Origin of the sequence: Klebsiella sp. WP8-S18-ESBL-06 (assembly GCF_014169755.1) — a bacterium.
Taxonomy (GTDB): Bacteria; Pseudomonadota; Gammaproteobacteria; order Enterobacterales; family Enterobacteriaceae; genus Kluyvera; species Kluyvera ascorbata_B.
This window is the reverse complement of the sequence record NZ_AP022256.1, coordinates 610,954-625,688: the sequence shown is the minus strand read 5'-3', so window position 1 is coordinate 625,688 and position 14,735 is coordinate 610,954. Positions and strand designations below refer to the sequence as shown.

The 14,735-nt window shown below is 56.2% G+C and carries 15 protein-coding genes; 6 read left to right on the top strand and 9 right to left on the bottom strand.

What is annotated here, in order from left to right; all coding sequences use genetic code 11:
- Positions 1-170: 170 nt before the first annotated feature.
- Together H7R76_RS03050 and H7R76_RS03045 are read left to right on the top strand one after the other, a co-directional pair.
- Positions 171-854: a copper/silver response regulator transcription factor gene (locus H7R76_RS03050; RefSeq protein WP_106927189.1), complete on the top strand. Its 684-nt coding sequence runs from the start codon at positions 171-173 to the stop codon at positions 852-854.
- On the top strand, positions 844-2,280 hold the full coding sequence (locus H7R76_RS03045) for a Cu(+)/Ag(+) sensor histidine kinase (protein WP_106927191.1): 1,437 nt from the start codon (positions 844-846) through the stop codon (positions 2,278-2,280). Before H7R76_RS03050 ends, H7R76_RS03045 begins: the two co-directional genes overlap by 11 nt.
- On the opposite strand, the gene H7R76_RS03040 is transcribed toward H7R76_RS03045, so the two are convergent.
- Entirely contained in the window at positions 2,277-2,702 is a 426-nt protein-coding gene (locus tag H7R76_RS03040) for a YhbP family protein (protein ID WP_106927193.1), read from the bottom strand. The genes H7R76_RS03045 and H7R76_RS03040 overlap by 4 nt on opposite strands.
- A gap of 54 nt (positions 2,703-2,756) precedes the next feature.
- Between H7R76_RS03040 and H7R76_RS03035 the strand changes: the two genes are divergently transcribed.
- Positions 2,757-3,041, top strand: coding sequence for a GIY-YIG nuclease family protein (locus H7R76_RS03035; RefSeq protein ID WP_106927195.1), 285 nt, complete (start codon positions 2,757-2,759; stop codon positions 3,039-3,041).
- Here the strand turns inward: H7R76_RS03035 and H7R76_RS03030 are convergent.
- Positions 3,028-3,531, bottom strand: a complete 504-nt coding sequence (locus H7R76_RS03030; protein ID WP_106927197.1) for a GNAT family N-acetyltransferase — start codon at positions 3,529-3,531, stop codon at positions 3,028-3,030. The genes H7R76_RS03035 and H7R76_RS03030 overlap by 14 nt on opposite strands.
- Positions 3,525-4,049 carry a ubiquinone anaerobic biosynthesis accessory factor UbiT gene (ubiT, locus tag H7R76_RS03025; protein WP_106927200.1) on the bottom strand — a complete coding sequence of 175 codons (525 nt, stop codon included), beginning with the start codon at positions 4,047-4,049 and terminating at the stop codon, positions 3,525-3,527. The genes H7R76_RS03030 and ubiT overlap by 7 nt, the downstream gene beginning before the upstream one ends.
- A gap of 219 nt (positions 4,050-4,268) precedes the next feature.
- On the opposite strand from ubiT, the gene ubiU reads away from it, so the two are divergent.
- The 3 genes from ubiU (at position 4,269) to H7R76_RS03010 (ending at position 7,293) form a co-directional block, all read left to right on the top strand.
- Complete coding sequence (ubiU, locus tag H7R76_RS03020; protein WP_106927202.1) at positions 4,269-5,264, top strand: ubiquinone anaerobic biosynthesis protein UbiU; 996 nt, start codon at positions 4,269-4,271, stop codon at positions 5,262-5,264.
- Positions 5,265-5,272: 8 nt separating this feature from the next.
- Positions 5,273-6,151, top strand: a complete 879-nt coding sequence (locus H7R76_RS03015; RefSeq protein WP_106927204.1) for a U32 family peptidase — start codon at positions 5,273-5,275, stop codon at positions 6,149-6,151.
- Positions 6,152-6,285: 134 nt separating this feature from the next.
- Positions 6,286-7,293 (top strand): luciferase-like monooxygenase, encoded by a 1,008-nt coding sequence (locus tag H7R76_RS03010; RefSeq protein ID WP_106927206.1) that lies wholly within the window; start codon positions 6,286-6,288, stop codon positions 7,291-7,293.
- Between the two features lie 87 nt (positions 7,294-7,380).
- On the opposite strand, the gene mtr is transcribed toward H7R76_RS03010, so the two are convergent.
- The 6 genes from mtr to rpsO form a co-directional block, all read right to left on the bottom strand.
- A complete protein-coding gene (gene mtr / locus H7R76_RS03005; protein WP_182966923.1) occupies positions 7,381-8,625 on the bottom strand; it encodes a tryptophan permease in 1,245 nt (414 codons plus the stop codon).
- A 145-nt stretch (positions 8,626-8,770) separates the two neighbouring features.
- Entirely contained in the window at positions 8,771-10,723 is a 1,953-nt protein-coding gene (locus H7R76_RS03000; protein ID WP_182928506.1) for a DEAD/DEAH family ATP-dependent RNA helicase, read from the bottom strand.
- Entirely contained in the window at positions 10,716-10,796 is an 81-nt protein-coding gene (gene yrbN, locus H7R76_RS02995) for a protein YrbN (RefSeq protein ID WP_100249910.1), read from the bottom strand. The genes H7R76_RS03000 and yrbN overlap by 8 nt, the downstream gene beginning before the upstream one ends.
- A 106-nt stretch (positions 10,797-10,902) precedes the next feature.
- Complete coding sequence (nlpI, locus tag H7R76_RS02990) at positions 10,903-11,787, bottom strand: lipoprotein NlpI (RefSeq protein ID WP_106927212.1); 885 nt, start codon at positions 11,785-11,787, stop codon at positions 10,903-10,905.
- Between the two features lie 111 nt (positions 11,788-11,898).
- Positions 11,899-14,034: a polyribonucleotide nucleotidyltransferase gene (gene pnp / locus H7R76_RS02985; RefSeq protein WP_106927214.1), complete on the bottom strand. Its 2,136-nt coding sequence runs from the start codon at positions 14,032-14,034 to the stop codon at positions 11,899-11,901.
- Between the two features lie 357 nt (positions 14,035-14,391).
- A complete protein-coding gene (rpsO, locus tag H7R76_RS02980) occupies positions 14,392-14,661 on the bottom strand; it encodes a 30S ribosomal protein S15 (protein ID WP_035891092.1) in 270 nt (89 codons plus the stop codon).
- Between the last annotated feature and the right edge of the window lie 74 nt (positions 14,662-14,735).

Genomic DNA, 14,735 nt, shown 5'->3' with positions numbered 1-14,735 from the left:
ACGCTTGTAGGCCTGATAAGCGTAGCGCCATCGGGCTGCCTGGCTCAGGCTGCCCGATGGCGGCGTCACTGCTCTGCGGACTACAGGTAACATCAGGACGGGCTTTTTTCTTCCGTCACTCCTTACACCTCATTAGAATGGCCCCATCACACAGCAGCGACGGAGGACGCGTGAAAATTCTGGTGGTAGAAGACGAAGTCAAAACCGGGCAGTACCTGTGCAAGGGGCTGACGGAAGCAGGCTTCGTGGTGGATCACGCCGACAATGGCCTCAACGGCTATCATCTGGCCATGACCGCCGATTACGATCTGATTGTGCTGGATATCATGCTGCCGGACGTTAACGGCTGGGATATCGTGCGCATGCTGCGCGCCGCCAATAAAGGGATGCCGATTCTGCTGCTCACCGCGCTGGGCACAATTGAGCAACGGGTGAAGGGGCTGGAACTGGGTGCCGACGATTATCTGGTCAAGCCGTTCGCCTTTGCCGAACTGCTGGCGCGCGTGCGCACTCTGCTGCGGCGCGGCGCGGCCGCCATTGTCGAAAGTCAGTTTCAGGTGGCCGACCTTACGCTCGATCTGGTCTCGCGCAAAGTCACCCGCGGCGATACCCGCATCACGCTAACCAGTAAAGAGTTTACGCTCCTGGAGTTCTTTCTCCGCCATCAGGGAGAAGTGCTGCCCCGCTCGCTCATTGCTTCACAGGTCTGGGATATGAACTTCGACAGCGACACCAACGTTATCGACGTCGCCGTCAAACGTCTGCGTGCCAGAATTGATAACGACTTCTCGCCCAAACTGATTCAGACCGTACGCGGCGTGGGCTACGTGCTTGAGGTTAGGGATGAAGGCTAGCCTGCGCCGCCCGTTCTCGCTGGCAACGCGTCTGACCTTTTTTATCAGCCTGGCCACCGTCATCGCCTTTGCCGCCTTCACCGGCATCATGCTGCACTCGGTGGAGCAACACTTCGCTGAGCAGGATGTCAGCGACCTGAAGCAAGTCAACGCGACGCTGAACGCGCTGCTGACCGCACCTGATACCTCAGAAGCGGAGAAGCTCGCGAATATTAACAATGTGCTGGCGGGCTATCGCAACACCGCCGTGCTGCTCGCCACGCCGGATAACGCCCATCTCTACCACTCACCGGGCGGGCCGGATCTGTCGCCGATTCTCACCAGCGATCGTTTCACTCGTGAACGTCAGTCCGGGCAAATGTTCCGCTGGACCGGCAGCGCGATGCGTCCGATGGCAGAACATGCCGTGAGCGCTCAGCACCCCACAACCTATCGGGTCATCGCCTCCACCCTCCAGGCAAAGGATCGGACCTACACCCTGCTGACCGCGCTGTCGATCGACTTTCATCTGCATTATCTCGATGCGCTAAAACGCAACCTGATGATGATTGCTGCCGTCATCAGCCTGTTGATTATCGTGATCGTGCTGATCGCCGTGCGCAAGGGCCACCAGCCGCTGCGCGACGTCAGCCATGAGATTAAAAGTATTACCTCAGAAAATCTCGACGTGCGGCTGGATCCGTCCAGGGTGCCGATCGAACTGGAACAGCTGGTGATGTCGTTCAACCAGATGATCGGCCGGATCGAAGATGTATTCCGTCGACAGGCCAACTTCTCGGCCGATATCGCCCATGAAATCCGCACGCCGATTACCAATCTGCTGACTCAAACCGAAATAGCGCTCAGCCAGCCGCGAACGGTCAAGGAGCTGGAAGACGTGCTGTACTCCAGCCTCGAAGAGTACAACCGGATGGCGAAGATGGTCAGCGATATGCTATTTCTGGCGCAGGCCGATGAAAATCTGCTGATCCCCGAGCGTGTACCGCTGGATCTGCAAAGTGAAACGATGAAGGTATTTGAGTTCTTTGAAGCCTGGGCGGAAGAACGTGAAGTGACGCTGAGGTTTGCAGGGCAGCCGTCGTTGATATCGGGCGATCCGCTTATGATTCGCCGGGTGATCAACAACTTGCTCTCCAATGCTATCCGTTACACTCCGCGTGGAATGTCGGTCACTGTACAGGTCAGCGAGAAAGGCGGCTGGGTGGAGTACTGTGTCGAGAATCCCGGTACGCCGATTGCGGCAGAGCATCTGCCGCGTTTGTTCGATCGTTTTTACCGGGTCGATCCGTCGCGCCAGCGGAAAGGGGAAAACAGCGGGATTGGTCTGGCGATCGTAAAATCGATCGTACTGGCGCATCGCGGGAAAATTGGCGTGACCTCCGATACCGTCGCCACGCGCTTTACGCTGGAGCTGCCGCGGCTTTAGTCGCGCAGCCAGTGTAGTTTTTTGCCGAAGCCAAGGGTATTGTCGGTAAACTTTAGCTCGTCGAGACGTAGCTCCCATACCGGGGCAGAGAGCATGCGGGCCACCGGGAAGCGACGGACGTATAGCGCGCGCTTCTCATCGGCCTCTTCGCCCTCAAGCAGACGAATTTGCCCTTTAAACTGCACGCCGCGAATCAGCGCCACCGTTTTCGGCTGGCCGTTGACCGTCCCGGCCACCGAGGCCTGTTTGCCGGTCATCTGGCCATGGCGGGTGGTTTCTTCGCTCAGCAGATAAAACGCCACCCTCTGCGGGTCGTAGACGTAGAACGCATTGGCACACCACAGCTCGCCCTCATTCGCTACGCACCAGCCTACGACATGTTGTTTCGACAGCCAGCGGCTGATGGTTGCCAGCGTTTCCATCTGTTCTCTCCGATATGCTATGGTGCGCTCACCTACACAGACAGGTTGGCACACGTGCGTTGGTTTCTTTATCTTGTCCGCACCGAGGACGACAAATTGTACACCGGTATCACCACCGATGTTGAACGGCGATTTCACCAGCATCAGAGCGGTAAAGGCGCGAAGGCGCTGCGCGGCAAAGGCGCGCTGCGGCTGGCATTTTCCGGTGAAGTGGGCGAGCACTCGCTGGCACTACGCCTGGAGTACCGCATTAAACAGCTAACGAAGCGCCAGAAAGAGCGCCTCGTCGCAGGTGACGGTTCGTTTGAAACGTTACTGGACAGCCTTAGAAACGGTTAAAGTGGTCAGAGTATTCCACCAGGCCGTGCACGCCGTTTAACGCATCGTCGGCCAGACGGTGCACCATAAACGCTTCTTCGGTCCCCGGCCAACGACAACGCAGATCGTACTGGGACGCCCGTTCGAAGCCGAAGCGCCCGTACAGCGCCGGATCGCCAAGCGTGACGACCGCCGCATAGCCGAACTCGTTGAGTGAATCCAGACCTTCATAGACCATCTGACGCGCCAGCCCCTGGCCGCGATAGGCTTCATCGACCGCCAGCGGAGCCAGACCGACCCACTGTAGCTCTTCGCCTTCAATGCTGACCGGGCTAAATGCCACATAGCCCACCACATGGCCTTCATCATCCGTAGCCACCAGGCCCAGCGTGATCAGACCGTCTTCGCGCAGCTCGCGTACCAGATTGGCTTCGCCGTCACGGTTGAAGGTCCGACGCAGCAGCGCGTCGATGCCCGGGGCATCAATTCCAATTTCTACTCGAATCAGCATGGCTCACCTACCGATGTATGTTTAGTTTCTGATGGTGATTTTAGGCCAGCTTCAACGAAATCAGCCAGCTGCATCAGCATCACGCGCAGCGCTTTTGGCATCTGCTCAAGCTCGATAGCATCCATCAGATTTTTGACATAAAGACCCAGCTCCGTGTCGCCTTCAATCACCAGCCGACGCTGGAAAAAGAGCGTATCCGGGTCCTGTTTACGCGCGGCGATCATCAGCAAATCGCTGGCGTCCGCGCTAAAGCTCACGTCTGCCTGGGCAGCATCGCTCACGATAAGACGTTCATTCTCAACGGAGGTGAACCATTTCAGGCCAATATCACGCACCTCAATGCTTAACCAGCGGCCGTCGAGAAAATCCAGTTCGCCATCGTTTAGCGCCTGGCGGAACTGCCAGCTTAACACCTGTTGTAGCACCTGACGCTTAAGCGCGAACGGCGTCAATTTTACCGGAACGCTCATTAAAGTCGGAGCAACATGAACCAGACGTGAACGCAGTTTATCCAACACAAGCTTTACTCCCTGAATGCAATAGTTCCGTTATTTTGCCATATCAGATAAACGACATAGCGGCGTAAATCAACAATTATGTCGTGAGACAGAGGGATTATTGGCGCAATCAATACGCTTTTGTCTGCCTCAAATCAAAAATGATTAGCGATAGGTTAACTAAAATCCCCATTCATTAACAATAATGCGCCCTGCTGGGCCGCTAACTCAGGAAGAATTATGGAGTTGCTCTGCCCTGCCGGAAACCTCCCGGCGCTAAAAGCGGCTATCGAAAACGGCGCGGATGCGGTGTACATCGGGCTGAAAGACGATACCAACGCCCGCCATTTCGCTGGTCTGAACTTTACCGAAAAGAAATTGCAGGAAGCCGTCAGCTTCGTGCATCAACACGGCCGTAAGCTGCATATCGCCATCAACACCTTCGCGCACCCGGACGGCTACGTGCGCTGGCAGCGCGCCGTAGACATGGCCGCCCAGTTGGGTGCCGATGCGCTGATCCTTGCCGACCTCGCCATGCTTGAGTATGCCGCAGAGCGCTACCCGCATATTGAGCGCCATGTCTCCGTTCAGGCATCCGCGACGAACGAAGAGGCGATTCAGTTCTATCATCGCAACTTTGACGTTGCCCGCGTAGTGCTGCCGCGCGTGCTGTCGATTCACCAGGTGAAACAGCTGGCTCGCGTCACGCCGGTGCCGCTGGAAGTGTTCGCCTTCGGCAGTCTGTGCATTATGGCCGAAGGCCGCTGCTACCTCTCGTCTTATTTAACCGGCGAGTCGCCGAACACCGTGGGTGCCTGTTCACCGGCCCGCTACGTACGCTGGCAGCAAACGCCGCAGGGGCTGGAGTCACGGCTTAACGAAGTGTTGATTGACCGCTATCAGGACGGCGAAAACGCCGGATACCCAACGTTGTGCAAAGGCCGCTATCTGGTAGACGGCGAGCGCTATCACGCGTTGGAAGAGCCCACCAGCCTTAACACGCTGGAGCTGCTGCCGGAACTGCTGGCCGCGAACATCGCCTCGGTGAAAATTGAAGGCCGCCAGCGCAGCCCGGCGTACGTTAGCCAGGTGGCCAAAGTCTGGCGTCAGGCGATCGACCGCTGTATGGCCGATCCGCAGAACTTCGTTCCGCAGGCCGCGTGGATGGAAACCCTCGGCTCGATGTCCGAAGGCACCCAGACCACGCTCGGCGCGTATCACCGTAAATGGCAGTAGGAATTCCCATGAAATATTCATTAGGGCCGGTGCTTTACTACTGGTCAAAAGAGACGCTGGAAGATTTCTACCAGCAGGCCGCCATCAGCAACGCCGACACCATTTATCTGGGTGAAGCCGTATGCAGCAAACGCCGCGCCACCAAAGTGGGCGACTGGCTGGATATGGCCAAATCGCTGGCCGGTAGCGGTAAACAGGTGGTGCTCTCCACCCTCGCGCTGGTCCAGGCATCGTCCGAGCTGGGCGAGCTCAAGCGCTATGTTGAGAACGGTGACTTCCTCGTTGAAGCCAGCGATTTGGGCGTGGTTAACCTGTGCGCTGAGCGTAAGCTACCGTTCGTCGCCGGCCATGCGCTGAACTGCTATAACGCGGTCACCCTGCGCCTGTTGCAAAAGCAGGGCATGGTTCGCTGGTGCATGCCGGTTGAGCTCTCGCGCGATTGGCTGGTAAACCTGCTCAATCAGTGTGAAGAGCTGGGCATCCGCGATAAGTTTGAAGTGGAAGTGCTGAGCTACGGTCACCTGCCGCTGGCCTATTCCGCCCGCTGCTTTACCGCGCGCTCAGAAGATAAGCCAAAAGATGAGTGCGAGACCTGCTGCATCAAGTACCCTAACGGGCGCAGCATGCTGTCGCAGGAGAATCAGCAGGTGTTCGTGCTGAACGGTATTCAGACTATGAGCGGCTACGTTTACAACCTCGGCAACGAACTGACATCGATGCACGGACTGGTTGATATGGTGCGTCTGTCGCCGATGGGCAATGAGACCTTCGCCATGCTTGACGCCTTCCGCGCTAACGAAAATGGCGCAGCCCCGCTGCCGCTGACCGCCAACAGCGACTGCAACGGCTACTGGAAGCGTCTGGCCGGGCTGGAGCTACAGGCCTGATAAAACCGCTCACTTTGTTAACAACTGTCGTCAGATTTTAATGCATTATTAAAGATGCAGCTTTTCTGGCCGGGTGACCCCGGTGGGAACAAGACCTTCAATCTGATGACTATGCTGTAGCAAAGTGAGCCTTTATGACTGACAAAACCGTTGCCTTCTCGGTGCTCGACCTCGCGCCGATCCCTCAGGGCTCCTCCGCGCGAGAAGCCTTCTCCCATTCTCTCGATCTCGCACAGCTCGCTGAAAAGCGCGGCTATCACCGCTATTGGCTGGCAGAACACCACAATATGGTCGGTATCGCCAGTGCGGCAACTTCGGTACTGATTGGCTATCTCGCCGCCCACACGACTACGCTACATCTGGGTTCAGGCGGCGTGATGCTACCTAACCACTCACCGCTGGTGATTGCCGAACAGTTCGGGACGCTGAATACGCTGTATCCGGGACGTATCGATCTCGGCCTTGGCCGCGCGCCGGGTAGCGACCAGCCGACGATGCGCGCGCTGCGTCGTCATATGAGCGGGGATATCGATAACTTCCCGCGCGACGTGGCGGAACTGGTGGACTGGTTTGATGCGGCCGATCCTAACCCGCAGGTGCGCCCGGTACCGGGCTATGGCGAGAAAATACCGGTGTGGCTGTTAGGCTCAAGCCTGTACGGTGCGCAGCTGGCGGCACAGCTTGGCCTACCGTTTGCCTTCGCCTCGCACTTTGCACCGGATATGCTGTTCCAGGCCTTGCACCTCTACCGCACTCACTTCCAGCCGTCAGCGCGGCTCGAGAAACCGTATGCAATGGTGTGCATTAATATTATCGCCGCCGACAGCAACCGCGATGCCGAATTCCTCTTCACCTCGATGCAACAGGCATTTACCAAACTGCGCCGTGGTGAAACCGGGCAGTTGCCACCGCCGGTGCAGCAAATGGAACATTTCTGGACGCCGTCGGAAAAATACGGTGTCGATCAGGCGCTGCGGATGTCACTGGTAGGCGATAAAGCGAAGGTGCGCCACGGGCTGGAGTCGATTCTGCGGGAAACGCAGGCGGATGAGATTATGGTTAACGGCCAGATTTTCGATCACCAGGCGCGGCTGCATTCGTTTGGGTTGGCGATGGATGTGAAGCGGGAACTGTTGGGGTAGTGTGGTTTGTGCCGGATGGCGGCTGCGCCTTATCCGGCCTACACAAGAATGTAGGCCCGGTAAGCGTAGCGCCACCGGGCGAATGCCTTACTGATAAACCGGCAGCAGGTTAAAGCTCGACAGCACATGCACCAGCGCGTTACCCACGCCAAACACCAGAATCAGCGCTATCATCGGCTTGCCGCCCCAGACGCGGAATTTCGGGCTACCGAAGCGTTTACGGGATTTGCGCGCCAGCAGCGCCGGAACAATTGCCGCCCAGATCGTTGCCGCCAACCCTGCGTAACCAATGGCGTACAGGAAACCGTTCGGCCACAACAGGCCGCCGATAATCGGTGGCAGGAAGGTCAGCAGCGCCGTTTTGAAGCGACCCAGCGCAGAATCATCAAATTTGAACAGATCCGCCAGATAGTCAAACAGGCCTAGCGTCACCCCAAGGAATGAACTCGCCACCGCAAAGTTGGAGAACACCACCAGCAGCAGATCCAGGCCACGGCTATTGAGCACGCCGCTCAGCGCCTGTACCAGCACATCAATGTTACCGCCCTTCTGCGCAATACCGATAAATTCCGGACGCGGGATGTTGCCCATCGTCCCCAGCAGCCATACGGTGTAGAGCACCAGCGCCAGCAGCGTGCCGTACACCAGGCATTTCACGATGGTCTTCGGATCTTTGCCGTAGTACTTCATCAGGCTCGGCACGTTGCCGTGATAGCCAAAGGAGGCCAGACAGAACGGCAGCGTCATCAGCAGATAAGGCGTATAGCTGGCGTCGCTCTCAGCAACGTTAAACAGCGTCGCGGGCGTAACGTGCCCCATCAGGCTACCGAAGGTCAGGAAGAAGGTGATCACCTTCGCGCCCAGCACAATCGCGGTCATACGGCTCACCGCTTTGGTGCTCAGCCACACCACAAAGGCCACCAGCAGCGCGAAGCCAAAGCCCGCCGCACGCGCCGGGACGTTTAGCGACATCTCAGAGAACGTGTGGTGCAGAATCGACCCGCTCGCTGAAATATAGGCGTAGGTCAGAATATAGAGCACGAAGGCGATGGAGATACCGTTCACCACGTTCCAGCCTTTACCCAGCAGATCCCTGGTGATGGTGTCGAAGCTGGAGCCAATGCGATAGTTCAGGTTAGCTTCCAGAATCATCAGCCCGGAATGCAGCATGCAGAACCAGGTAAACACCAGCGCCGCCATTGACCAGAAGAACCACGCACCGGACATCACCACCGGCAGAGAAAACATCCCCGCACCAATGATTGTGCCGCCGATGATCACCACGCCGCCAAGCAGCGAAGGTGACGTTTGGGTGGTGGTTAGTGTCGCCATACAGCCTTTTCTCCAGTGTATTATTTTGCTACTGCATTTTAATGTGTTGCACTGTACCAGTACACGAGTACAAAGGGAATAAAAAAAGCCCCAATCGTCACGATCGGGGCTGTATATTTTACTTTACGCTTTTAAGCCGTTGGGCTTATGCGTCACCGCCGAAACGACGACGGCCTGCGGAGTCATCACGACGCGGCGCAGCAGCATCATCACGACGCGGAGCACGGCTGCCTTCACGACGTTCGCCGCTGAAACGACGACCATCACCACGACCGCCTTCACGACGCTCGCCGCCGAAGCCACGACCGCCTTCACGACGTTCGCCACCGAAGCTACGACCGCCTTCGCGACGTTCGCCGCCGAAGCTACGACCGCTGCGCTCTGGACGAGGCTGCGCGTCGCCGATCAGCTGCATGTTCATCGGTTTGTTCAGGATGCGGGTACGAGTAAAGTGCTGCAGTACTTCGCCCGGCATGCCTTTTGGCAGTTCGATAGTAGAGTGGGTACCGAACAGCTTGATGTTACCGATGTAACGGCTGCTGATGTCGCCTTCGTTCGCGATAGCGCCAACGATGTGACGAACTTCAACGCCATCATCACGACCCACTTCAATGCGATACAGTTCCATATCGCCAACGTCACGACGTTCGCGTTTAGGACGATCTTCGCCACCACGCTCATTACGATCGCGCGGACCACGGTCGTTGCGGTCACGACGTTCGAAACGATCGTCACGGTCACGGAACTCACGCTTAGGACGCATTGGCGCATCGGGTGGAACGATCAGAGAACGTTCGCCCTGTGCCATTTTCAGCAGCGCAGCGGCCAGCGTTTCAACGTCCAGCTCTTCGCCTTCCGCGGTCGGCTGGATTTGCGCCAGCAGTGCACGGTACTGATCCAGATCGCTGCTTTCCAGCTGCTGCTGTACTTTCGCGGCGAATTTTTCCAGACGGCGTTTGCCCAGCAGTTCTGCGTTCGGCAGCTCAACTTCTGGAATGGTCAGCTTCATCGTGCGTTCGATGTTGCGCAGCAGACGACGTTCGCGGTTCTCAACGAACAGCAGCGCACGGCCAGCACGACCCGCACGACCGGTACGACCGATACGGTGAACGTAAGACTCGGAGTCCATCGGGATGTCGTAGTTAACGACCAGGCTGATACGCTCAACGTCCAGGCCACGGGCCGCAACGTCGGTCGCGATCAGGATGTCCAGACGACCGTCTTTCAGACGATCCAGAGTCTGTTCACGCAGAGACTGGTTCATGTCGCCGTTCAGCGCGGCGCTGTTATAGCCGCTGCGTTCCAGCGCTTCAGCCACTTCCAGGGTCGCGTTTTTGGTACGTACGAAGATAATCGCCGCATCAAAATCTTCCGCTTCCAGGAAACGTACCAGCGCTTCGTTTTTGCGCATGCCGTACACGGACCAGTAGCTCTGGCTGATGTCCGGACGCGTAGTGACGCTGGACTGAATGCGCACTTCCTGCGGCTCTTTCATAAAGCGACGGGTAATACGACGGATAGCTTCCGGCATGGTTGCAGAGAACAGCGCGGTCTGATGACCTTCTGGAATCTGCGCCATAATGGTTTCAACGTCTTCGATAAAGCCCATGCGCAGCATTTCATCTGCTTCGTCCAGCACCAGGCCGCTCAGTTTGGAGAGGTCCAGGGTGCCGCGCTTCAGGTGGTCCAGCAGACGACCCGGGGTACCGACAACGATTTGCGGCCCTTGACGCAGGGCGCGCAGCTGCACGTCATAACGCTGGCCGCCGTACAGGGCAACCACGTTTACGCCGCGCATATGTTTAGAGAAGTCCGTCATGGCTTCAGCCACCTGAACCGCCAGTTCGCGGGTCGGGGCCAGCACCAGAATCTGCGGTGCTTTCAGCTCAGGATCGATATTGTTCAGCAGCGGCAGAGAGAACGCTGCGGTTTTACCGCTACCAGTCTGGGCCATGCCCAGCACGTCACGACCAGAAAGCAGGTGCGGGATACACTCTGCCTGGATCGGAGATGGTTTTTCGTAACCCAGATCGTTAAGGGCTTCAAGGATAGGAGCCTTCAGGCCCAGATCTGCAAAAGTGGTTTCGAATTCAGCCATGTAGTACAAGTGCCTCGATATTAATGGCGGCCAGTCTACATAACTCATCATGAAATTGATCTGCAATTTTCATTGAAAAGTGTGAACCGGCTCAAAGTAGGTGTATTAACGAACAACAACGCCCTCACCCGCGAAGGTGATGGCAATCAAAAAAGATTACGGGCTGATGTAGTCGTCAGCTATTGCTGGTCCGATTCTGCCAGGTCATCTTGGTCCTGGCCCAGGAGCGATAATTCCAACAATGCGTATCGGTGCTCAACGTAGTTATGTACGTTGTTGGCAACCGCCAGTTTGAACAGTGCCGTAGCGCTGTCCCTGTCCCCAAGACTTAGGTAATACTTACCTAAATAGAAGTTGGTTTCACTGAGATGCTCAGCGAGCGAGGTGTTATCCGTTGCGTCCGCCTTCAGGCGCTCCATTAACGTTTTTTCGTCAATGTTGCCTAAGTAGAACTCGACAATGTTCCATCCCCATTGCTCTTTATCCGATTTATCGAAGCGTTGCTTCAACGCGACTTTTGCCTGCTTCTCATCGAGCTTCTGCTCGGCAAGATAAAGCCACAGGCTGCGGAAAGGATCATTGGGATCGTCTTGATAAAACGCCAGCAGATCATCTTGCGCTAACTTCGCACGGCCACCGTAATAAAGCGCGATGCCGCGATTCAAGTGCGCATAATTGTAAGTTGGATCAAGCTCAAGTACAGAATCAAACGCTTCATAGGCAGCATCAAAATTGCCTGCCTGCGTTAAATAAATGCCTAAGTAATTGAATACTTCAGGCATATCGGGTCGGATTGCCAGCGCTTGCGAGAAATCGTTGCGCGCTAATGCCCTCAGACCGAGACTATCATACAACACTCCGCGCTCATATAAAAGCTGTGCGCGTTCGTCATCGGTTAAAGCCCGACTGGCAAGTATTTGTTCCATGCGCGCCAGGATTACTTCCTGCTGTAAAGTCGGTTGCAATGGCACCGCGAGGACTTCACTCTTACGCCAGGCAGAGTTGCTGCATCCTGCCAGCGTGAGTGCTGTCGCAACGAAACACCAGCGCAAAAAAGGCTTCATTTCCCACTCCCGAAGACAACAATTGGATGAACGTCCTGTCCCCCGCCTGCAAACAAGGCATCCCGCCAGCGAAATGTGCCCTCCGCAAGCGCGGAGGGCAAAAGGCAAACCTTACTCGCCCTGTTCCGCTGCCGGAGCTTCCGGTGCGGCGGCAGGCTGAGACTGCTCGGTTGCTTCTTTAATGCTCAGACGGATACGGCCCTGACGGTCAACTTCCAGAACTTTAACCGGCACTTCCTGATTCATCTGCAGGTAGTCAGTCACTTTCTCAACGCGCTTGTCGGCGATCTGGGAAATGTGGACCAGACCTTCTTTACCGCCACCGATGGCAACGAATGCGCCAAAGTCAACGATACGGGTCACTTTACCATTGTAGATACGACCGACTTCGATTTCAGCAGTGATTTCTTCGATACGACGGATAGCGTGTTTTGCTTTCTCGCCGTCGGTTGCTGCGATCTTCACGGTACCGTCATCTTCGATTTCGATGGTGGTGCCGGTTTCTTCGGTCAGTGCACGGATAACAGAACCGCCTTTACCGATAACGTCTTTGATCTTGTCCGGATTGATCTTGATGGTGTGGATACGCGGAGCGAACTGAGAAATATCGCCACGCGGTGCGTTGATCGCCTGTTCCATCACGCCCAGGATGTGCAGACGCGCACCTTTAGCCTGGTTCAGAGCAACCTGCATGATCTCTTTGGTGATACCTTCAATTTTGATATCCATCTGCAGCGCAGAGATACCGTCGCGGGAACCCGCTACTTTGAAGTCCATATCGCCCAGGTGATCTTCGTCGCCCAGGATGTCAGACAGAACAACAAAGTTGTCGCCTTCTTTCACCAGACCCATCGCGATGCCCGCTACGGCCGCTTTAATCGGCACGCCTGCGTCCATCAGCGCCAGGGAAGCGCCACATACGGAAGCCATAGAAGAAGAACCGTTAGATTCGGTGATTTCAGAAACCACACGAACGGTGTACGGGAACTTGTCGCCTTCCGGCATCACTGCCAGCACGCCGCGCTTCGCCAGACGACCGTGACCAATTTCACGACGCTTCGGAGAACCGACCATGCCGGTTTCCCCTACGGAGTACGGAGGGAAGTTGTAGTGGAACAGGAAATTGTCGGTGCGCTCGCCCATCAGTTCATCAAGAACCTGTGCATCACGTGCGGTACCCAGGGTCGCGGTAACCAGCGCCTGAGTTTCGCCACGGGTGAACAGTGCGGAGCCGTGAGTACGCGGCAGTACGCCAGTGCGCACGTCCAGACCACGGATCATGTCTTTTTCGCGGCCATCGATACGCGGTTCGCCAGCCAGTACGCGGCTACGCACAACGTTTTTCTCGATAGCGTGCAGGATTTCACCCAGTTCGTTCGCGTCCAGGGTTTCGTCTTCAGCCACCAGCGTCGCGATGGTTTCAGATTTGATCACGTCAACCTGAGCGTAACGCTCTTGTTTGTCGGTGATGCGGTAAGCGTCGCTCAGGCGAGATTCAGCCAGTGCAGCAACGCGCGCGTTCAGCGCTTCGTTAACGGCTTCCGGCTGCCAATCCCAACGCGGTTTACCGGCTTCTTTCACCAGGTCGTTGATGTTCTGAATAACGATCTGCTGCTGCTCGTGGCCGAATACGACCGCGCCCAGCATGGTGTCTTCGCTCAGCAGTTCTGCTTCGGACTCAACCATCAGTACAGCGGCTTCAGTACCGGCAACCACCAGGTCCAGCTTGCTCTCTTTCAGTTCGTCCTGAGTCGGGTTCAGCACGTACTGGTCGTTGATGTAACCGACGCGTGCGGCACCGATCGGGCCGTTGAACGGAATACCGGACAGAGACAGCGCAGCGGATGCACCGATCATTGCCACGATATCCGGGTTAACCTGCGGGTTAACGGAAACGACGGTCGCGATGACCTGAACTTCGTTGACGAAGCCTTCCGGGAACAGCGGACGAACCGGGCGGTCAATCAGACGCGCGATCAGGGTTTCGCCTTCGCTCGGACGGCCTTCACGGCGGAAGAAGCTACCCGGGATACGGCCAGCAGCGTAGGTACGCTCCTGATAGTTAACGGTCAGCGGGAAGAAGTCCTGGCCTGGTTTCGCTTTTTTCTGACCCACAACGGTAACGAATACCGCAGTGTCATCCATGCTAACCATAACAGCGGCAGTCGCCTGACGTGCCATCATGCCGGTTTCCAGCGTAACGGTATGCTGACCGTACTGGAACTTACGAACGATCGGATTAAGCAAAATTCTATCCTTTCTTAATGAACGGCGGCACACCCTGTGGCGTGCCGGCCAATGAAACCGATCTTCTTTGCATCCTCGCGACTAATGACAACCCTAACCCGATGCGGGTAAAGCCTCTCATTAGCCGCGCGAACCTCTGCAATGAAGAATATGTACAACAACAATACATTATACCCGCTATCTTTCAAAATACTGCTGTGTTGGTAATTTCAGCTCAATTTTGTCTAAACGCATTGCAGACAAACGAGATTACCACAACACCAGGCAGCGTTTTGACGGGTACTCTTTCTGATAAATAGCGGTCGTCCGGTGGAAAAAAGGGGCCATAAAGGCCCCTCTTTCTGAAACTCGCTAGAGTTAGCGACGCAGACCCAGACGCTCGATCAGCGCGGTGTAGCGTGCAACATCTTTACGTTTCAGGTAGTCCAGCAGCTTACGACGCTGAGAAACCATGCGCAGCAGACCACGACGGCTGTGGTGATCTTTTTTGTGCTCTGCAAAGTGACCCTGCAGGTGGTTGATCTGTGCAGTCAGCAGTGCAACCTGAACTTCGGTGGAACCGCTGTCGTTCGCGCCACGACCGAACTCAGAAACGATTTGTGCTTTAGCTTCAACGCTTAGAGACATTTTGAACTCCAAATTTAAAAGAAAGAAAGGGTGCCGATCTCTAATTCAGCAGCCCCTGAGATAACGCTTGCCAA